This is a genomic window from Pseudaquabacterium inlustre (assembly GCF_038066595.1).
GTDB classification, from domain to species: Bacteria; Pseudomonadota; Gammaproteobacteria; order Burkholderiales; family Burkholderiaceae_C; genus Pseudaquabacterium; species Pseudaquabacterium inlustre.
The window spans coordinates 74,376-96,177 of record NZ_JBBUTH010000003.1 but is presented as its reverse complement, the minus strand read 5'-3'; the positions used below and the strand labels follow the sequence as shown (position 1 = coordinate 96,177).

Here is a 21,802-nt window from a genome sequence, read left to right as displayed (position 1 = left end):
TCCTCATGGCCACCACTGCCACAGCTTCAGCCGCAGCCAGTCGGTGAAGCGGTGGGTCCAGATCCACAGCAGGCGGCGCTCGCCAGCCTCGATCTTGCCCACGCCCTCCATGCCGGGGCGCAGGCCGGGCGGCGCGGCATCGAGCTGGGCCTCGACCTCGAAGGCGTTGCGGCCCTCGGCCGGCGCGGCCACCGAGATGCCGCGCACCGCGAAGCCCAGCTTGTCGCTGGTCAGGCCGGCCAGCACCAGCTGGCCGCGCTGGCCCACGGCCACGCCGCGCATGTCGGATTCGTCGACCTTCAGCACCACGCGGAAGGCGTCCAGCGGCGCCACCTCGAACAGCGTCTTGCCCTTCTCGACCGGGCTGCCCAGCTGCTGGGTGAGGTCGCCCGAAACCACCAGGCCGTCGTAGGGCGCCACCAGGCGGGTGCGCGCCAGGCGCTCCTCCACCAGCGCCAGCTGGGCCTGGGCCTCGGCCATCTCGGCGGCGGCCATGCGCGCCTCGGCGCGTTCATGGCGCGACAGCGCGTCGCGGTAGCGGCGCTCGTGGCGGTCGCGCTCGCTGGCGTAGCGGGCACGCTCGAGCAGCAGGTCGCGGTCGTCCAGCGTGGCCAGCACCTCGCCGGCCTTGACGCGCTGGCCAGCCTTGACCGGCGCGGTGCGCACGAAGCCTTCGAACGGCGCCACCACGGCGCGCTGGGTGGCGCCCTCGATGCTGGCCGGCGCGCTGATGCGCCACTGGCCGTCGACGAAGACCAGCGCCACCAGGGCCAGCAGCGCCAGGCCGGCGCCGATGCGCCAGGACGGCCGGCGCGGATCGGTCAGCGCCTCGCGCACCGCCAGCCACTGGCGGCGGGCGCGCCCAGCCAGCCAGCGCTCGCCCTCGCGGTGCAGCGCCAGCACCGGGCCCAGGGCCTGGGCCCAGGCCTCCAGCGCCTGCAGCTCGCCGTCGTCGAAGGGCTGGTCGGCCGGGCGCTCGATGGTCAGCACACCCAGCGCCTGGCTGCGCGCCAGCACGATGGCCGAGGCCACCGCCACGGCCTGGGTGCCGCCACCGGCCACCGCCTGGTGCGCCAGGTCCACCACCACCGGGCGGCCTGGCAGCGCCGGCACGGCGATGCTGCCGCGCTGGTCCCAGGCCTCCTCCATGGCGTTCTCGAGCCGCCGGGCCAGCGCACTGCGGCCGTCGAACCAGGCCGTGGCCGACATGGCCTGCAGGCGCACCCGACCGTCCCGTCCTTCCCGTCCGTCATGGCCGTCGGCACCCGGCCGCGCCGCGCCGTCGGCGATCAGGCCCAGCGACGCCCGGCCCAGGCGCAGCCGCTCGGCCAGGCCGTCGACCGCCAGGTGGGCGGCCTCGTCCAGCGCCCGGGCCTCGGCCACGCGCAGCATCAGGTCGATGACCTCGCGGCTGCGCGTGGCGGTGTGCGCCAGCTGGGCCACCTCCTCGCCGCGCAGCATGGCGTCGAGCCAGCCCATGCCCCAGGTCAGCGCGCGAAAGGCCTGCTGCACCTGCGCCTCGGGCCGGCCGGCCACGTCCATCACCACGGCGCCGCGCAACTCGCCGCGCAGGTCCACCGGGTAGGCCAGCACCAGGCCCGGCGGGCCGGCCGGGGCGCCGGCCGGCGGCACCAGGGCCTCGGCCTGCGCCGCGCGCGCCGCCAGGCAGCGGCGTGCCGGCTCGGCCAGATCGGTCATGTCGGTGTCGGCCGCCGGCCAGAAGGCCACCGGCGCGAAGCTGCCATCGGCGCCGCGCAGCAGCACCATGGCACGGCGGGTGCGGCCGACCTGCTCGGACACGAGGGCCAGCCAGGACTGGGCGAAGGCGCCGATCGACTCGGCCTGGGTGAAGGCGGCCCAGCGCTCCGACAGGCTGGTGGCCGCTGCGCCTTCGGCAAGGTCGGCGCGGGCAGACGGTTCCAAAACGGCAGGACTCCGGCTCGAGAGAAGCGCCAGGCACGCCACCGGCGGGCCTGGCCACGAAAGGCGGAAGGGGCCCGCAGGCCCCTCCACCGCCTCAGCACAGGATCAGAGCGTCACGCGGATGCTGGCGTTCGCGGTGATTGTGGCAGAGGCACTCACCAGCGGCGTCACCGTGCTCAGGGGTGTGCTGGCCAAGCGCGGCGTGACGATCGGCGGCACGACGCGCGGCGGCACCGTGACGCGGATCACCGGCGGCGTGGCCGGCGGCACCACCGGCGCACCGGGGATCGGCACCGTGATGCCGGCCGTGCCGGCCAGCGCCTGCTCCAGACGCAGCGGATCCACCGCGTCGAAGCTGCCGCTGCCGTTCACGTCGCCGAGCAGGCGGCCGTCGACCAGCGCCCAGCCCGGCAGACGACCGATGCCGCCCGCCAGCAGCTGGCGCATCAGCGTCACGTCGGCCGCGCTGTGCTGGCGATCGCGGTTCAGGTCGCCAGCAAAGGCCGCGACATGCACCGCGTCGTCGTCCAGCGCGGCCTGGGCCCCGCCGTTGACCAGCAGCTCGCGCACGTCGATCACGCCGGCCGCGCCGTAGCTGGCCCCGGCAGGCACGGTGGCCACCAGCTGCGCCAGCGTGAGCGCACCGGCCGGCAGGCCGGCGGCCGCGCTGATCTCCACCGCGATCAGGCCGTTGCCGGCCGAGGTGGCGCTGAACGTGGCACCGGCCGGCAGGCCGCTGCCGCGCTGCAGCGTGGCCACGCCCAGCAGCGCCGGGTCGTAGGCCAGCGTGAAGCGCACCGAGGTGACGCCCGTGCCGTTGCTCAGCCGCACCGCCAGACCGGTGTCGCCGATGGCCACACCCAGCGCCTGGCCGGCGCCGCGCGCCGTGTCGGCCAGCCCCACGGTGACCGCGTTGCCGCGGGTCACGCCGAAGCTGCCCACCCAGTCACCGCCGGCACTGCCGTCGGCATCGCCGTCGAGCAGCACGCCTGCCGTGTCGCGCAGCGCCTCGGCACCGGCGCGCAGGCGCACGGTGTAGGTGCCGTCGGCCAGCACGCCGCCCGAAGCCAGGAAGCGTGCGCTCAGGCCATCCGGCGCGACGAACAGCGAGCCGGCCACCACCTGACCGGCGGCGTTGGTGACGACGATGTCGCCGGCCAGGCCGTCGATGTCCAGGCCGTCGACCGCCACCGGCCGCGAGAAGCCGACGGTGAAGCCGTCGTGGCCACCGCGGAACTGCTGCACCCGCAGCAGGTCATGGCGCACGGTGAGCGTGACCGTGGCCTCGCTCTGGCTGACGCCGTCGCTGACCGCGTAGCGGAAGCTGTCGGTCCCCTCGTAGCCGCTGGCCGGCGTGTAGGTGAAGGCGCCGTTGCTGCCCAGCGTGAGCGTGCCATGCGCCGGGCCGCTGACCAGGCTGACCGTCAGCAGGGCCAGGTCGGCGCGGCCGGGATCGCTGTCGTTGTCGAGCACGTTGCCCGACACGGCGCGGTCGGCCACGGTGCTGGCGCTGTCGTCCTGGGCCACCGGCGCCACGTCGTGGCGGCCGAAGTCCAGGTCGTTGCGGTTCAGGCCGCTGCTCACCGTGACGGTGTGGCTGCCGCTGGCCGCACCGCGGGCCCAACCGGCCGGCAGGGCTTCGGTGAAGGTCAGCGTGCCGGCGCGCAGGCCGCCCAGCTGCCAGTGGCCCTGGGCATCGGTGGTCACGGTGGTCTCGCCGTCGTCGGCCTGGCCGTTGCCGTTGGTGTCGATGAACACCGTGGCCCCGGCGATGCCGGCCTCGCCGTCGTCGCGCACGCCGTCGGCGTCGCGGTCGTCGAACACCAGGCCGGCCACCTGGCCGAGCTGGAAGGCACCGAAGTCGGCGTCGCTGACCACCTGGCCGGGGTTCAGCGTCACGGTCACGGTGCCGCCACCGGCCGAGGGCTGCACTGGCGTGCCGCCGTCGCCCGCGCCGGTGTCACCGCCGCCGTCACCGCCGCCCGCCTGGCCGCCGCCCATCGCGACGATGGCGTCGGCCAGCGCCTTGACGTCGAGGCGGCCGAAGTCGAGGCCGCTGTTGGCCACGTTGTCGCGCTCGTCGTCACCGTCGTGGATCGTCACCGCGGTGCTGGCCAGCAGCGTGTGGAACTCGCCCACCGTCAGCGCGCGGCCGAGGTGCTGGTGCGCCATCTGCTGGGCCAGGGCCGCCACGCCCGAGACATAGGCGGCCGACTGGCTGGTGCCCTGCATGGTGCGCACGCCGCCGCCGATGGCCGCCGAGGTGAGCCGCGCGCCAGGCGCGAAGATGTCCACCTGGTCGTCGTCGCGCTGGCTGAAGCTGGCGATGTGGTCGGAGCCGGTGGCCTCGTCGACGCCGCCGTTGCCGAAGCGCCACGGACCACCGAAGTCACCGGCCCACACCGCGCCCACCGCCAGCACCGCCGGGTCGGCGGCCGGGTAGGCCACGCCGAGGGCGTTGACGTTGGCGTAGTTGTTGCCGGCCGCGGCCACGGTGATGACGTTCTGGGCCGCCAGGGCCGCGAACTCGTCACCCAGGCCGTAGCGGCTGCCCGCATCGGCCCAGTTGGCCCCGTCGCCCAGCGACAGGTTGACCACGCCGATGTTCCAGGCCGCGGCATTGGCGTTCACCCACTGCAGCGCGCGCTCCAGGTTGGCGAAGGAGCCGCTGCCGTCGTCGCCGAAGACCTTCAGCACGATCAGCTCGGCACCTTGCGCCACGCCGCCGAACAGCGCGTCAGCGCCGGCGATCACGCCGGCCACGTGCGTGCCGTGACCGTTGCGGTCGATGGCTTGCGTGTCGTTGTCGGCGAAGTCGTACTGGTAGACCACGCGGCCATCGAAGAACGGGTGCGTGGCGTCGATGCCGGTGTCGATGACCACCACACGCACGCCGCTGCCGTCGACGCCGGCATAGCCGGGGTCGGCGCGCAGCTGGTCCAGCTCGACCAGTTGCTCGTCCCAGCCGGCCTGCTGCGCCGCCACCGTGGTGATGGTGCCGCCGCAGGCGCAGGCCGGCAGGCTGATCGAGGCCAGCGAGCCGGCCAGCGTGACCACCGTGGCGGTCTGGCTCTGGCCCGCGCTGGCGGTGCCCGGCCGGGTCTGCACCCAGCCTTCGGGCGTGACCGCGGCGACATGGTAGGTGCCCGGACGCAGGTTGGCGAAGGCGTAGCTGCCATCGGCGGCGGTGACGGTGAAGCGCTCGCCCTCGTCGAGCAGCGCGTCGCCGTCGGCGTCGATGAACACGGTCCAGCCGGCCAGGCCGTCCTCGCCGGCCTCGCGCTGGCCGTTGCCGTTCAGGTCGTTGAACTGCACGCCACCGATCGCGCCCAGCGCCAGCGTGCCGAAGCTGCGGCCGGTCTGCGCATCACCGGCGGCGATGGCCACGTCCACGTAGCCGGCCACCGGGCTGGTGATCTCGTAGCCGCTGCGCGCCTGCATCGCGATGCGCCAGGTGCCGGGCTGCAGGTCGGCGAAGCGCCAGGCGCCATCGGCGGCCGTGACCACCGAGGCCTCGCCATCGTCGAGCACGCCATCGGCGTCGACATCGACGAACACCGTCCAACCTTCGGCCGCCCCTTCGCCCTCGTCGCGCGTGCCGTCGAAGTCGATGTCGTTGAACACCGTGCCGTCGATGCTGCCGGTCTGCGCCAGCACGCGGATGCTGGCATCGGCCGTGGCCGGCGCGGCCTCGACGTTGCCGGCGTTGTCGCGCGCCAGGCTGTAGAAGGCGTAGACGTGGCCGCCCTCGCCCTCGAACAGCGCCTCGGTGTCGGTGGTGGCCAGCTGCCACAGCGCGAAGGCGCCGCCATCGGTGCTGACATACACCTCGTAGTCGCGGATGGCCGAGCCGCCGGTGGCGTCGGTGCCGCCCCAGCGCACGGTGAAGGTCGGGCTGTCGGTGGTGGCCGGCAGCACCTCGACCCGGCTGCTCGGCAGGCCGGCATCCAGCGTGTTGAAGATCGGCGGCGTGTCGATCGGGGCCTCGGCGTCGAACACGATGCGCGCCTGCGCATCGATCACGGTGCCGGTGGCGCTGTTGCGCAGCGGCTTGACCGTGTAGCTGACGAAGCCGTCACCGCGGCCGCTGTCGTCGTTGGGCAGCAGGAAGCCGAGGTTGGCATCCACCGGCACGTTACCAGTGGCCGGATCGATCGACGTGAAGGTCCAGGTGACGACGCGTGTGGCGGTGTCGATGTTCACCGTCACGTCCACATAGATGCCCTGGGTGTCACGCAGGTCCAGGCGTCCGCTGTAGAACGCGCGGCTTTGCGTCGGCTCGACCCGCACATCGGCGAAGCCGAAGCCGGTGACGCGGAAGCTGCGCGGATCCAGGTCGGCGTCCAGGGTCTGCGTGACCGTGACCACCTGCGCCGGTGCGGTGGCATCGGCAGCGTTCTCGAAGCGGATCGTGTAGTCGAGCGCGTCGGCGGCCTTGATCCACTTCTCGTCGCCGAAGCCATCGGGGCCCAGGATGTCGTTGGGGTCGCGCGGCCGGGTGACGCAGGGCGCGTAGGTGATGGTCTTCTCGATGCAGGTCTTCGGATCGAGCGTGGTGCTGCTGCCACCGCCGGGGCGGCAGTCGGGCGCCGACTCCTTGATCTTCTTGATCTTGTCGGGCGTGCACTTCAGGCAGTCCTCGGGCACCGGCTCGTGCGGCAGGATGGCCGTGGGGTTGAAGCTGCCCAGGCTGGTGGCGCTGACGCCGCCCTGCTCGTCCGCCGCCTCGCCGGCCAGCGAGACATAGCTGAACCCGGCCGGCGTCGACCAGCCACCCGCCCCCAGGCGGGCGCTCATGATGGCCGGATCACGCGCCTCGGTGGCGCGCAGGTCGGTGGTCCAGTAGAGCTCCAGGCTGCCGCCGATGCGGGCGAAGGTGGCGTCGGCATAGTCGTCGCCCGTGGCCACCACGGTGGCCGGACCGAAGCCCGTGCCGTCGAAGGCGGCCACCTGCAGCGTGTCGGCGCCTTCGGTGGTGGCCACCCAGGCCAGCATCACGGTGCCGTCGCTGCCCATGCCCAGCGCGGCCTGCAGGTCGCGCTGGTCGGTCACGGCCAGTGCCTGCGGCGTGCCCCAGGTGCCGTCGGCGGCACGCACGGCGTACCAGATGTCGGCACGGTCACGCGCGGCGTTCAGCTCGTCGAAGCTGGCGTAGCCGGCGGCGCCGTTGTTGTCCTCGCGCGTCCACACCGCCACCAGCCGGCCGCTGGCGTCGAACATCGTGCGCAGGCCGCTGATGAAGCCGTCGGCACCGGCGATGGTGCCGGTCTCGACCCATTCGCCGTTGACATAGGCGGCCGTGCGCAGCTCGTCGGTGTTGATGCCGGCGGCCGGATCGACCGTGCGCGACCATACCGCGTTCAGCGTGCCGTCGGGCGCGGTGGACAGCGCCACGGCGCCGTCGCTGAACAGGTCGGTGGCGGCGGCGGCGCTGCCGAACAGCGCGTTGTCGCCATAGACGTTGCCGGTGCCGATGACCAGGCCGCTGTCGATGGTGAAGACGCCGTTCTCGTCATCCGCAGCCAGCGCCATCAGCTCGTCGGACGACAGCGACTGGATGTTGAACAGGTCCTTGGACGCCGAGAACTTGAACCACTTGTACTCGGCCTCGATGGCCACGTTGCCGCTGAGCTTCTTCAGGCCCAGGCTGGGCAGCAGGTTGAACTCGGCGTTCAGGTTGGCCGAGACCTCGACCTTGGCGTCGTTGACGCCGTCCTGCGTGGCGCGCAGCCAGGCGCCGGCGCCCAGCTGCATCGACACGGCGCCCCAGTCGTCCGGCGCGCGGAAGCTGGTGGTGGGCGGCGTGCTGTTCCACTTCATGGCCTCGAAGCTGAAGCCCAGGCTGCCCTTGACGCCGTTGGTGATGGTCAGCGGCGTGAAGCGGTTGACGAAGCCGATGCCGGTCTGGATCAGGCGCGACGCGGCGAAGCCCTGCGGGCCCAGCTTCTCCAGCAGGATCAGCAGGCCGTTGCCCCAGCTCACCTCGCCGGTGGCGTTGACGCTGGCCGTGGCCTCCTTGAACTTCCAGTCCTGCGTCTCGGTGTCGGCCGTCCAGCTGGCCTGGGCCTTGATGTTGCCCTTGATGCCGACCTTGATGTTGGACGAGAAGGCCGAGTCGTCCGGACCCGGCTGGTCGCTGCCCACCTCGAAGTTGATGCCGCCGGCGATGCTGGCGTTGTAGTCGCAGCCGTCCACGCCGGCCTCGATGGCGACCTCGCCCTTGAGGACCATCGGGAACAGGAAGTCGTTCTCCCAGATCGTCCAGCTGCCGGTGAACGAGATGCTCTCGGGCGAGATGCCGTTGTAGGCCGGCACCTCGGCCGGCGTGAACACCAGCCCCGCGGCGCTGAGCGTCAGGCGCATCTGGTAGAGGTCGGTGTCGTCCTGGATGGACGCGTCCTCCTTCAGGTAGACCAGGGTCACGCGGCCCAGCGCGTCGACCGCCAGGCGCGGCAGGCTGTCGGCCACGGCGTCGTCGGTGAGCTGCACCGCATCCGACCACTGCACCGCGCCACCGCCGATGCGGCCCACGGCAAAGAACAGCTCGGCCTCGTTGCCCTCGCCGGCCACCCAGCTGATCATCACGCCGGCACCAGTGCCGTCGAGCAGCTTGGTGCTGGCCACCATGGCCACGTTGGCCACGTTGCCCTGCACCAGGCGTTGCGCGTCGACCCAGTGGTCGCCGTCACGGCGGGCCACCCACAGCGTGTCTTCCTTGATCCAGGCCACCCAGGCCTGGCCGGCTTCGTCGACCGCCACCACCGGGATCGACTCCTGCGCGGCCGGGCGCGGCGCCTGCACCTGCTGGTACAGCGTGCCGGCATCGGTGTCGGCCGAGGCCAGCACGGTGACGCTGGGCAGCAGCGTGTCCTCGACACCGTCACGGTCCTGGTCGACGGCGCCGTTGTCGATGGCCAGCACATAGCTGCCAGCGGTGAGGCCACCGATGACGAAATGGCCGTCGGCATCGGTGACGCCCGAGCCGGCCTTCACATAGCTGTCGCCATCCGGCGCCCAGGCGGTGACGGTCTGACCCGCCACCACGGCCGCGGCATCGTTGCCCTGGCGCAGCTGACCGGTGATGGCCGAGGCCGGGCGCCAGGTGGCGTCCAGCGCCATCTGCGCGGCGAACAGCGCACGCACGTCGCGGATCGGGTCGCCCGCCGGCGACAGGCGCTTGGCCATGTCGTTGAGCACGTCGACCAGCTCGCCCATCGTGCTGCCCAGCGTGGGCTGCACGCGGGCCCAGAAGGTCTGCCAGGCCGCCAGCTGCACGCCGGCCGGGCGCAGCGCGCGCTCGATCAGGGCCCAGTCGGCGATGGTCTCGGTGCTGTCGGATTGCACCGGCCGCGCCTGGATCGACAGGAAGCCGGCCTCGCCCGGGGCCCGGTAGGCCACCGGCAGGCTGTAGCGCGCGCCGGGGCGCAGCAGGTCGATCGGGCCGTCCAGGCTGGTGCCCAGCAGGAACAGCGGCTCGGTGCCCAGCGTCTTGCTCGACAGGCCGATCTGCGTGCCATTGCTGGGCGTGACGATGATCAGCGGCGCACGGGTGTCGCCATCGCCGTCGTTGCTGTAGTTCAGCACGAAGCTGGCGTCGCGGTTGACCTGCACGGCCGTGGGGCCGCTGATCGACAGGAAGGCGTCAGGGCCCTCGCCCTCGATGACCGTGACCGAATCGGCCAGCGTGGCCTGCACCGTGGCGCCGGTGGCGGTGTCCACCCGCAGGGCGCGCAGGTCGTACTGGCCCAGCTCGGCACCGAACAGGTCGAACGTGACATAGGCGCGGCCGGCGTCGCGCAGCGACACGGCCACCGCCTCGAAGGTGCGGCCGTCGGCCGCGACCAGCTGGAAGCGGGTGCCGTCGTCGAAGCGCGCACCGTCCACGCGCAGCGTGGCCTCGCCGGCATTGCCGACCGTGTCCTTGGACACCCGCTCGATCGTGAACGGCACCAGGTCGGCGCGCAGCGAATAGGCGCCGCTGGCGAAGCCGGCGTCCACGCGCACGTAGTACACACCGGCCTCGGTGGTGGGCACGGTGAGCACCGGATCGGGCGTGTACTGCTCGCCGCTGCCCACGTCGTTGCGCGAACGCGAGGGCACCGAGGCATGGCTGACCCACAGGTCATGGGCCACATCGTCGCCCGGACCGTCGAGCGTGAAGCGCAGCGCCTCGCCGGCCCCCACGGTCACCTTGAAGAACAGCGACTGGCCGGCCGCCAGCGTGCCGGTGGTGGCCTGGCCCAGCGTGAGCGCCGGCACGTCGAGCGTGACGGCATCGACCGAGGCCGACAGGTTGTTCGCCTCGCTGGCCTCGACCAGCACGTTGCGCACGTCGCTGCGCACGATCAGCTTGTACTCACCGGGATCGACGCCCGGCACGGTGGCATGCACGGTGCGGCTGTAGGCGGTGCCGCCGGCCACCGGGCCGTAGACATCGACGCTGCCGAAGACCACGTCGCCGGTGTCCAGCACATCGTCGCGCGACAGGTACAGCGTGTCGCGCCAGGCGCCCAGCGCGGCATTGGTGCTGGCGTTGTTCACCGTGTAGGTGATGTCCATGGCCTGACCGGGCTGGGCATTGGCCGGCAGGCTGATGGTGCCGGCCACCAGATCGGCCGGCGGGGCCAGCGTCACATCCAGCAGCGCGGGGTCGAAGCCGGTGTTGTCAAGCTCCGAGCCCTCGGCGAAGCGGTTGCCCGCATCGGCCTTGACCAGCACGTAGAACGGGCCCGCACGGCCCACCGGCAGCGTGACGTCGAGGCTGCGCTCGACCTCGTTGCCACCGCCGGCCTGGCTGCCCCAGCTGGCATAGCCCAGCGAGATGTCGCCGCTGTCCAGGAACGGGTCGGACGACAGGAAGACCTGGTCGTAGGCCGACGACCACCAGTACGGATTGACCGCGGCGTCGCCGTCGTTGCGCACCGTCCAGCGCACGGTGACCTGCTGGCCGCTGAAGGCCGCCTCGGGCGCATCGACCGCCACCACCGTGAACTGCGGCGTCAGCACCTCCAGGCCGCCGATCGGCAGTTCACCGTCGGGCGACGGCAGACCGCCGATGCTCACCTGGGCCTGGGCCACGTTGTTGTTCTCGGCGCTCTCGATCAGGGCGCTGTCCTCGTCGGCCCGCACCAGCACCTTGAAGCTGCCTTCGGGCACGCTGGCCGGCACGGTGATGCGCAGGTCGACCGTGTAGCTGTCGCCCGCGGCCAGCGGGTTGCCGCGGTACACGGTCTTGACCCGCGTGTCGCCAGCGCCGATGACGCCGTCGGTGGACAGCCAGACGCCGTCGTTCCAGGCGTTCAGGTGCGTGGCGGCGATGCCGTCGTTGCGCACCACGAAATGCAGGTCGAAGCTGCGGTCGTCGCCGGCCACCGGCGTGACCACGGCCTCGCTGACCGTCAGGTCGGACTCGCGCCGCGCGATCGACGCCTGCACCACGGCCGAGACGTTGTTGGCCTCGGCCGACTCGGTGATCTGGGCGCCGGCATCGGTGCGCACATAGAAGCGGCCGGCGCCCTTGAGCGCGAAGGGCAGCGCCGGCGCCACGTCCACCGTGTAGCTGGCACCGGGTGCCAGCACACCCTGGTGCGCGACGCTGCCGATCAGCACGTCGTTGCCATCGCCCAGTGCATCGTCCAGGCTGACCCACAGACTGTCGGTCCAGCTGGCGGCGATGGTGTCGCCATTGCCCTGGTTGGTGACCGTCCACGAGAACAGCGCCGTGCGGCCGGCCTCCACGCTGGGCGGCAGGCTCAGGGTGTCGACCACCAGGTCGGGGCGCGACTGGTACACCGACACCGCGCCCAGCACCTGGGTGTTGTTGGCGTCGCCCTGGGCGCCCTCGAACAGCTGGTTGCCGTTGTCCAGGCGGGCCAGCAGCTTGAACTCGCCCTGCAGGTTGCTGGGCAGCTGGCCGCTCACATGGGCGGTATAGCCGCTGCCATCGGCCACCACGCCGTAGTGCCAGGCCGTGCCGAGCGACAGGTCGCTGGCATCGATGTGATCGTCCAGCGACAGCCACACCTGGTCGTACCACCAGGCCTGGCGCTCCGGCGTGGCCGTGCCACCCAGGTTCTCGACCTGCAGCTGCACGCTGTAGGTGGTGCCGGCGCGCGCGGTGTCGGCAAAGGCCGCGTCCACGATCTCCAGATCGGGCGGCGGCGTCAGCAGGATCGAGGTCGGCGTGGTTTCGACGCCGCTGTTGTTGTTCTCGCTGGTGTGCTCGTAGACGCTGCCGTAGATGTCGGTGGCCACGATGAAGTAGAACGGACCGGCCACACCGATCGGCAGCGTCACGGTGGCGGCGCCGTTGTAGCTCTCGCCCGTGCTCAGCGCACCGGCGTGCCAGAAGTCGCCAAGCTGGGTGTCGCCGGCATCCAGCCGGTCGTCGACCGACAGGTACACGCGGTCGGCCCAGCTGGTTTCGCGGGTGCGGCCCTCGCCGTCGTTCAGGACGGTCCAGTTCACCGTCACCGGCTCGCCCGAGAAGGCCTGCGGCGGGGCGCTGACCAGGCTCACCTTCAGGTCGGGCGGCGGGGTCAGCGTGACCCGTGCCGCGGCCGGAGCGCTGGTGTTGTCGGCTTCCGCGGCCGAGCCGTTGACCCCTTCGAACAGCTGCTGGTCCGCATCGGTGACGACGATGAAGCGGTAGTTGCCATCGATGCCGCGCGGCAGCGTGAACTCGGCGCTGTTGGCATAGGCGCCGCCCACGTCCAGGTAGCCGGGGTTGACGGCCGAGGCCAGCAGCGTGTCGGCGTTGTCCAGCGTGTCGTCGAGCGACAGGTAGACCCGGTCGTGCCAGACCGGCGCGCTGGTGGCGCCGGTGCCGGTGTTGGCCACCGTCCAGTGCACCACGGCGTTCTGGCCCGAGAACGCGTTCTCGGGCGGCGTGACGCTGCTCACCACCAGGTTGGGCAGCGGGCGCAGGCGGGTGGTGAAGGTGTCGGCGTCGACGCCGACGTTGTCGCCCTCGCCGGCGGGGCCCTCGTAGAGCTGGTTGCCGGCGTCGGTGCGCACCAGCAGGCGCCAGGTGCCCACCAGGTCACGCGGCAGCGTGACGGTCTGCACCCGCTCGATCGAGGCCCCGGCGGCCAGCACCGTCTCGGCGCTGAAGCTGCCCAGCAGGCGGTCGCTGGCGTCGATCACGCCGTCGGCCGACAGGTAGAGCTGGTCGGTCCAGCCGCTGCCGGTGGCCGCCGCGCCGCTGTTGGTGATGGTCCAGCGCAGCGGCACCTCGGTCTCGGTGAGGGCGTCGACCGGGGCCACGATGTTGCCCACCGTGAGGTTGGCCAGCGGCGGCAGCGTGACCAGCATCTGGTCGGTGTCGAGCCGGGTGTTGTTGTCGTCGAACGGGTACTCGACGACGTTGGCGCCGATGTCGGCCGTGACCTGCGCACGCAGCCGGCCGCTGAAGCCGGTGTTGCCGCTGTTCACCGGCAGCGCGATGCGCACGGTGAGGGTCTGCGAGGCGCCGGCCGCCAGCACGCCGTCGACCGCGTTGTCGACCTGGAGCGCCCAGGCGCTGCCGCTCTCCACGTTCAGGCGCACGCGGTCGGTGCGCGGGCCGGCATCGGCCGTGCCGTTGTTGGTGACGGTGTAGGTCACCACCACCTCGCTGCCGGCCACGGCAGCCGCCGGCGCGTCGGCCACGGTCACCACCAGGTCCGGCAGGGCCGGCCGCGTGATCACCGTGGTGCCCGGCGTGCTGGCGTTGTTGTTCTCGAGGTTGTACTCGTAGACCTGGTTGGACGTGTCGGTGACCACGCGCACGAACCAGGTCTTGCTGACCTCGTTGGCGCCGTTGACCGAGATCGGCAAGGTGATGTCGGCACTGCGCTCGGCCGCGCTGCCCGCCGTGATGCTGCCGCTGAACTGCAGCGTGGGCGACAGCGTCTGCACACCGCTGCTGAAATCGGCCACCGGCGAGATCTGCACCTGCTCGCGGAAGCTGCCCACGAAGTCGGCGCTGCCCGCATTGCGCGTGCGCCAGGTCAGCGACAGCGTGCCGCCGGCACTGGCCTGGGCCGGCACGCTGACCGTATCGACCTGCAGATCGACGCGCGGCGGCTGCGTGACGGTGAACACCGCCGACACGGCGCGGTTGTCGGCGCCCTCGCCATCGTGCTCGTTGATGTAGTCGAGGACGTCGGTGACCACCACGATGCGGTAGCTGCCGTTGACGACGCTGTCGGGCAGCGTCACGCGCTGCACGCGGGCCAGCGGTTCGGCATCGGCCGCGAAGGGGCCGTTGACCTGGAAGGCGCCCAGGTCGGCGATCTGCGTGGTGCCGCTGGCGTCGTACAGGTAGACGCGGTCGTGGAAGTAGTTGTAGTTGCTGCCGTAGCGCAGGTACAGGCCGCCGGTGCCGGTGTTGTCCACCACCCACGACACGTCGACCGGCAGACCGGCCGTGGCCGCCTCGGGGGCCACCACGTCGCGCACCACCAGGTTGGCCAGCGCGGGCACGCTCACCTGCAGCGGGCTGCTGCCGTTGTTGTTGCTGCGGTTGGCCTCGTTCAGCGCGGCGTACTGGTCGGTGATGACCTCGATGCGGTAGTCACCGGTCTCCACACCGGCCGTCAACGGCAGGCTCAGCGTGACCGTGTTGCTGTAGCTGCCGCCGGCTGCCACGCCGGTGCCGCTGTTGCCCGAGGTGATGGTGGTGGCGCTGATCTCGGCGCCGTCGCTCACGCGCACGAGGCGCACGCGGTCGGTCCACTGCACGTTCTGGGTGCTGCCGGTGCCGGTGTTGTCGACGGCATACGTCAGCGTCAGGCTGCTGCCAAAGGTGGCGCTGGCCGGCAGTTCGGACGTGATGCGGGCGTTCGACAGGTCGGCGCGGATGGCCTCGGTGACCGTGAAGTCCACCGACTGCGCCTGGTTGTTGTTCTCGCGGTCGTACTCGCTGACGTAGCCGTAGGGGTCAGTGGTCACGCGCACCCGGTAGGCGCCGGGCGCCAGCGAACTGGGCAGCACGATCTCCTGGCTGCGTGTTGCGGTGCCGCCGACGGCGATGGTCGCCGGTTCGGCGAAGTATTGATCGTTGCTCCAGTAGACCCCGCCATTGCTCACCCGCACCAACTCGATGCGGCTGTAGTACCCCGAGGCCGTGGCGGCGTCGCCGTCGTTGCGATCGGTCCAGGTGACGGTGATGCGGGTGTTGGCCGGCGCAGAGCCCGGTACCGACACGTCCACCGACACCAGGTCGGGCGTGGGGGCCGCCACCAGCGGCACCAGCGACTCGGCGGTGTAGGCGTTGTTGTTGTCGTTGGACTCGTTGACGCGCGGGCTCTGCCCGTCGGCCGTGACGCGGATGCGGTAGTTGCCTTCAGGCAGGCTGGTCGCGTCCAGCGGCGGGGTGAAGGTGATGGTGCCGGTGTAGCTGCCACCGCCGGCGGCCACGCCGCCACTCGGGCTGACCCACACGTAGGTGCTGTAGACCGAGGCGTTGTCGCTGGCGCGCAGGAACTCCACGCGCTCGTACCAGCCCGAGCCGGCCGCCACGTCACCGGTGCCGATGTTCGATCCGGTCCAGTTCAGCGTCAGCGGCTGGCCCAGCGTGATCTGCTGCGGCAGTTGGATGCTGTCGATGCGCAGGTCGGGCACGATGGCCGTCGTCACCGCGATCGCACCCGAATTGCCGGTGTTGTTGCCTTCGTTCAGCAACTCGTTGATGGAGCCGAGTGAATCGGTGACGACACGCACCGTGTAGTTGCCCACCGGCAGGGTGTGCGGCACACGCACCGCCGCCTGGCGCGTGAGGCTGCTGCCCGCGGCCACCGTGCCCGACTGGTACAGACGGGTCAGGTAGGTGCTGTTGCCACCGGCGTCGACGAGGAAGATGTCGTCGTAGTAGCCGCGCGTGGTGGCGGCGTCGCCCTGGTTGGCCACCGTCCAGCTGAGCGCCAGGTCGAGGTTGGCGGCGATGGTGGCCACGCCGGGGGTCACATCGGTCACCACCAGATCGGGCACCGAGGCCTTCACGATGGTCAGGCGGTTCTCGGCGTCGCGCGCGTTGTTGCCCTCGTTGCCTTCGCCGCGGTAGCCGTAATGGTCGGCCACCACGCGCACGATGTACTCGCCCTTGGCCAGGGCGGCGTCCACCGGCACGGTGAAGGTATACGAGTTGGTGTAACTGCCGCCGGCCGGCAGGCTGGGGCTGACATAGACCGCGGCGCCCCAGGCCTGGGCACCGGTCGCGGGATCGATCAGCTGCACCTGGTCGTACCAGCCGCCGCTGCCGGCGGCGCTGCCGGTGTTGCGCACTTCCCACGAGACGGTGAGCTGGTTGCCCATCGTCACGGTGCTGGCACTGGCGGACACGGCCACCGTCTGCAGGTCGAACTGGCGCACCGTGAACGGCGCCGATTCGGTGCTGTTGTTGTTCTCGTTGCCCACCTCCTGCACGTAGTTGTACGTGTCGGTGGTGATGCGCACGCGGTAGTCGCCTTCCGGCCGGTAATTCGGCACCGAGATGGTGTAGCTGCGGGCTTCGCCGGTGCCGGCCTCGATGTCGCCGTTGGTGTAGAAGTACGGCGTCCAGGTGTTGACCACGGTGCCGCTGGCGTCGAGCAGGTCGATGCGGTCGTAGTAGTGGTAACTGCCACCGCCCGAGCCGGCGTTGCCGCTGCCCTGGTTGAAGTCGGTCCAGGTCAGCGTGAGGTTGTTGCCACCGTCCACGGCAGCCGGCACGGTGATGTCGCGCACCACCAGGTCGGGGCGCAGCACCGAGAACGCCAGCGTCGCGTCCGAGCGCGTCTGGTTGTTGCCTTCGTCCACCTCGTCCACGTTGCCGTAGGCGTCGGCCAGCACCAGCACATGGTAGGCGCCGGCCGGGATGCTGGTCGACGTGGGCACGAGGATCTGCTGCGTGATGGTGACGGTGGCCCCGGGCGCCAGATCCGCGCCCAGGTAGACGCCGAAATTCCCCACGAAGTAGCTGGCACCCGCCATGTCCTGCAGCCAGATCCGGTCGGTCCAGCTGCTGCCGGCGGGCAGCACACTGTCACCGCCGTTGCGCAGCTCATAGCTCACCGTGGCCGACTGGCCGGTGATCAGGGCCTCGGGTGGCGTGACGCTGTCGATCGCCAAGTCCACCTGCGTGAGCACGATGGTGGTGGTGAAGCTGTCGTCACCGGCCTCGCCACCGGTGCCGTCCTGGTCCTGGTCCAGCAGGTTGCCGGCCAGGTCGCGCAACTGGCCGCCCAGCGTGATGCTGTACGCGCCCACGGCCGTCTGCCGCGCCAGGTTGACGGTGACCACACCGCCCTCGACGCTGACCGACTGGATCTGTCCGCGCAGATCCTCGCCCTGCGGCCCGGTGAAGGCGGCGATGTCGTCCACGCCCACCGTCGCCATGTCCAGGTTCTCGCTGAGCCAGAACTGCACCGACTGCAGCGGTGCACGCATCGTGCCGGCGGTGGCGCCCAGCACGCCGGGCCCGGTCAGGTCGATCCACATGCCGCCGGACGCGGCCTGGCTGCCCTGGCCGTCATGGCCCTGCACGGCGCCATCGGCCATCTGCCAGCCCACCCAGCCTTCGACCAGCGGTGCGCCGTTGAGGTGGAAGCGCAGGGTCTTGCCGCTGCGCACTTCCACCGATTGCACGGCCAGCCCCAGCTCGAGCGCCGCGCTGTCCAGCACCATGTCGTCGGCCTGGGCCGAGTCCGAGCGGATGAAGTTGTCGAAGGTGACGTCGATGTAGGGCAGCTGGTTCACCGCCTGGCCATCGGCCGGCGAACTGGTCACCACCTGTGGCGCCGGCGGCGTGCCCGTGGCGCCATCCACCTGCAGCAGGTACTCGCCGCCGGCCGAGGAGGACAGCACCTGCACCGTCCAGCGGCCGCTGGTCTGCACCGTGTAGCCGGTGCTCAGCCCGGCCATCGGGCCCTCGGGCAGGCCGGTGTCCAGGCGCACCACCCCCTCGGGATCGACCAGGCGCAGCGCGAACGGCAGGGCGCCGCCGCCGACGGCCTGCACGCCCAGCGCCAGTTCATCACCGGCGTTGGCCCAGAAGTGGTACGCATCGCTGGCGGCGGTGCGGAAGTTGACGATGCTGGCCAGCTCAGCCGCCGACAGGCCGGTGAGGACCTCCGGGGGCAGGCCGACCAGACGCTCGGCCGTGGCCCGCGCGGTCGCCTGGTTGTCCGCCTGCACAGCGAAATGCAGCAGCCCGATGGTCTGGCCAGGGGCCAGCGTCACGGTCCAGCGCTGGTTGAGACGGTCTACCGACAGGCTGGCGAGGTCCGGCGCCTGACCGCCGTCGCCCCAGACCACATGGGCCATCGACGGGTCCCATTGGCCGTCGATGTCGTCGGTGACCAGCCAGTGGTCGGCCTGGTCGTAGGCGGCCGCCTCAGCGGCGTCGGTGGCAATCAGGTTCGTGCCGCCGTCGGAACCGAGGTTGGTATTGAGCGTCAGCGTCACCGTGCGCGTGGTGGCGCCGGTGTTGGTGACCTGGTCGAGGTAGCGCGCGAAGCCGTCATCGGCCGGCACGTAGATGCGGCGGTCGAGTTGCAGCCCCAGCGTGGTGCTGTCGGTCAGCGCCAGCGTGCGACCATCCGTGGCCAGGGTGCCGCTGTCGGCAGCGAAGCTGGCGCCCGCACCGCTCTGCGTGTCGGTCAGCTGCAGGTAGAGGCCGCCGTCATAGGCATCGGAGGTGCCGTTGTTGACGTCACCGTCCGAATACACGTCCCACAGGTGGCCGGAGCCATCGTTGACATACAGGCTGGTCGCCGGGCTGCCGGTGATCGGACCGACACCGCCCCCCAGGCCCGTGCCCACATCGCCGCCATCGGCCAGATGCCCCAGCACGGCCCCGGTGGGCCCCAGGGCCTGGGGCTGATCGGGCGTCGCACCGATGTCGAAGCTGGCGCCGCGCGTCACCACCAGGCTGTATCGCGCCGCGGTGTCGCCGCGCGGCCGTGCGAACAGCGTCACCGCGCTGTCGGAGTGGTTGGTGTAGTCGAGGATGATCCGGTCGGCCGCCGGGCTGGACACGGCCGCGGCCACGATCTGGCCCGCCGAGGCGGCCCAGTCACCGGAATCGTCGAACAGCGCCATGCGCAGGTTGGCCACCGAGGTGTCGCCTTCGACCGCCATCACGATGCTGGCCGACTGGCCGGCCTCGAGCGTGAAGCGGAAGAAGTCCAGGTCGGACCGCACCGCGCCGGTGACGGCATCCACGCTGGGCGCGAAGCGACCCACGCTGGCCAGCCGGTCGATGCCGTCGGCCAGCACCAGGGCGCTGCCATCCAGGTTCTCGGCGGTGGCGCGGCTGCCGTTGGACGGCTGCAGTTCGCCATCCACCTCGGTGCCCTCGCGCTGCACATCGGCCCCGACGATCACCGACGCCGCATAGGCGCCGCTGCCGCCCTCGGGCGAGCTCACGCGCAGGGTCCAGGCCCCGGCCATGGTGGTGGTGATGCCCGGCAGCAGCAACGCGCGCCCCGGCGCGCTGCTGGCGGCGTAGGCCACCTCGTTGCCCAGCGGGTCGAGCAGGGTCAGATCCAGCTGCGGCAGTGTGGCGGCCGACTGGCCCAGCTGCGTGCTCAGCACGGCCGTGAAGGTGACGCCCTCGGCCAGTTCGATGGTGAACTGGTCCACATCGCCCGGGGTCAGCTGGGCGTTCAGGCCCGAGGCATAGACCAGCGAACCCAGGGGCTCGCGCGCGGCCAGCGCCGGCATCACGTCCACCTCGCGATCGACCGCAAAGCGCACCTGCAGCGGCTGCACGCCCACCTGTGCGGCATCGCCGTCGACGGGGTTGCCCGCCTCGTCGGCCATCGACCAGGCCGGCAGGGTCATCGTGAAGATGCCCTCGGGCAGTTCGCCGGACAGGCGGACGGTGAGCACCGTGCCGTCCTCCGACCATGCATGCGACCACTGCAGCGCCGCGTTCTGGCCCTGCGCGTCGGTGAAGGTGGGCGACGGCCAGTAGCGGGCCATCGGCTCGTCGAACTGCAGCGTGATCGATTGGTCCACCGCCTGCAGTTCCACCACGGCGCCCGGCGCCGGTGACAGCAGTTGCGGTGCCACGGTGTCGAGCTCGAAGCTGTACTCGAAGCCGGCCATCGGCTGGCCGGTCAGGTCGACCAGGGTGCCGTCGTCGAACACCAGGCGGTAGGCCCCGGCCGGCAGGTCGCCGGGCAGGCGCGCGTAGAGGTAGTCGCCCTGGTTGAAGACCATCAGCGTGGGCGACTCCAGCTCGACCCCCTCGGCGTCGAACAGGTGCGGCTGCCCCATCCGGTCGGCGCGCACGGGCTCGGACAGCAGCATCCACTGGTAGGTGCTGGAGGCCGCCACCAGACCATCGTCAAACGCGCTGGCCTGCACCTGCGGTGCGGCTTGGACGCCGGCCGCACCCTGCACCTGCATCACCCACTGGCCGGCCAGATCGGCCTCGACCGTCAGGCGCAGCATCTGGCCCGGGGTGGCCGCCACGCTGTAGCGCCAGCCCAGCTGGCCCTCGGGCGGCGTCTCGGGCGTGACCGGCAGGCCCAGGCCGGTGCCGGTATCGATGACGAACAACAGGGGCATCACGCCCGACAGGCCGCTGTCGGCGATCGGCGCGATGTCCACCACCACCGTGTCGCCCTGCGCCACGGCCACGAAGCTGCGCGACGCCCCCATGCCGGCCGCGGCCGGGGCCAGGCTGACCTCGGCGGCCATGGCCTCGCTCACCGGTGCCGGCGCCATGGCCAGCAGTTGGACGCCCGACTCGCCGAGCCGGTCGTGCACATCGGGATCCAGGCTGGCGTTGCGCGCCACCACCAGCGCATAGCCCAGCGGCGCGAGATCGGTCTGGCCGGACCACCAGGCCTCGACCTTCAGGTAGTAGTCGCCGCCGGTGTCGCTGACGAAGCGCGGCAGGCCTTGCGGGCCTTGCCAGGACATCGTCTCGCCCGTGCGCACGGCCGAGGCCACCAGGCGGCCGTCGGCATCCAGCAACTGCAGGTAGCCATCGGCAGCGGTGATCGTGGTCTCGACCTCGATGGCCTCGCCCGCGGCCAGCGTCACGCGGTAGTAGTCGGGGTCGGGCGACGGGCTGCGTTGAAGCTGGCCCGCGACGGCGGTGCGCGACGCACCACCCAGGGGCAGCGGCCGCGCGGCGTCCAGCCACTGTGCCGTCTCGCGTGAGTCGTTGTCGCCGTTGTCGAGCGCTTCGCGCTCGATCGCGCCATCGGCGACGGCCACCAGCGACCAGCCGACCTGCTCCGGCAGGTCGTACTCACCGGGCTCGGCCCAAAACGCCACTTCCATGCGCACGGTGTACACACCGGCCTGGCCCGCCACAAAGGACTGGATCTGGGCGCGGTCGAACTGGCTGTCCAGCGCCACCTCGTTGCCATCCGGGTCGAGCACCAGCAGCGCCACGCCGTAGTGCCCGGTCAAGGTGCCGGCATCGAGCGTCACGCCCACGCTGAGCGTCTGCCCCTCGGACAACGCGAGGCTGAAGTCCCTCGACTGGGGCAGGTCACCGGGATTGGAGGGCACGGTGCCGGTCATCTCGCCGGACACGCGCAGGCCACCCTCCAGCGCACCGAAGGTCTGCATCGACAGCGGCGTGCTGAGCTCGGAGACCTGCGGCGTCAACGAGACGGTCGGCACCTCGGCAACGACCGGGTTCATCGCGCTGACCGCGGGCACGGCGCCCGGCAGCACGTCGGCCGACAACAGCAGGCGCGGCTCGAGCGATTCGAACAGCGCCTTGCGCCGGAACGGCGTGGCCGCTGCCGAGGCGCAACGCCACGATGACAACCGACGTGCGGCCTGCTGGCCCAGCTTGGTGACGAGCTTGTCCATCCCGGATCTCCTGTGTTTGTCGCGAGGAGCGGGACGGCGACACATCCCCAGGTCGCCGTGCGCTGGCCCCTCGGTT

2 protein-coding genes are annotated in these 21,802 nt (G+C 71.5%); both read right to left on the bottom strand.

All coding sequences use genetic code 11. The features are described 5' to 3' along the window. Positions 1–3 precede the first annotated feature (3 nt). Positions 4–1,923, bottom strand: coding sequence for an HlyD family efflux transporter periplasmic adaptor subunit (locus AACH10_RS05710; protein WP_341409405.1), 1,920 nt, complete (start codon positions 1,921–1,923; stop codon positions 4–6). A gap of 105 nt (positions 1,924–2,028) precedes the next feature. Next, positions 2,029–21,726 carry a CARDB domain-containing protein gene (locus tag AACH10_RS05705; RefSeq protein WP_341409404.1) on the bottom strand — a complete coding sequence of 6,566 codons (19,698 nt, stop codon included), beginning with the start codon at positions 21,724–21,726 and terminating at the stop codon, positions 2,029–2,031. Positions 21,727–21,802 lie beyond the last annotated feature (76 nt).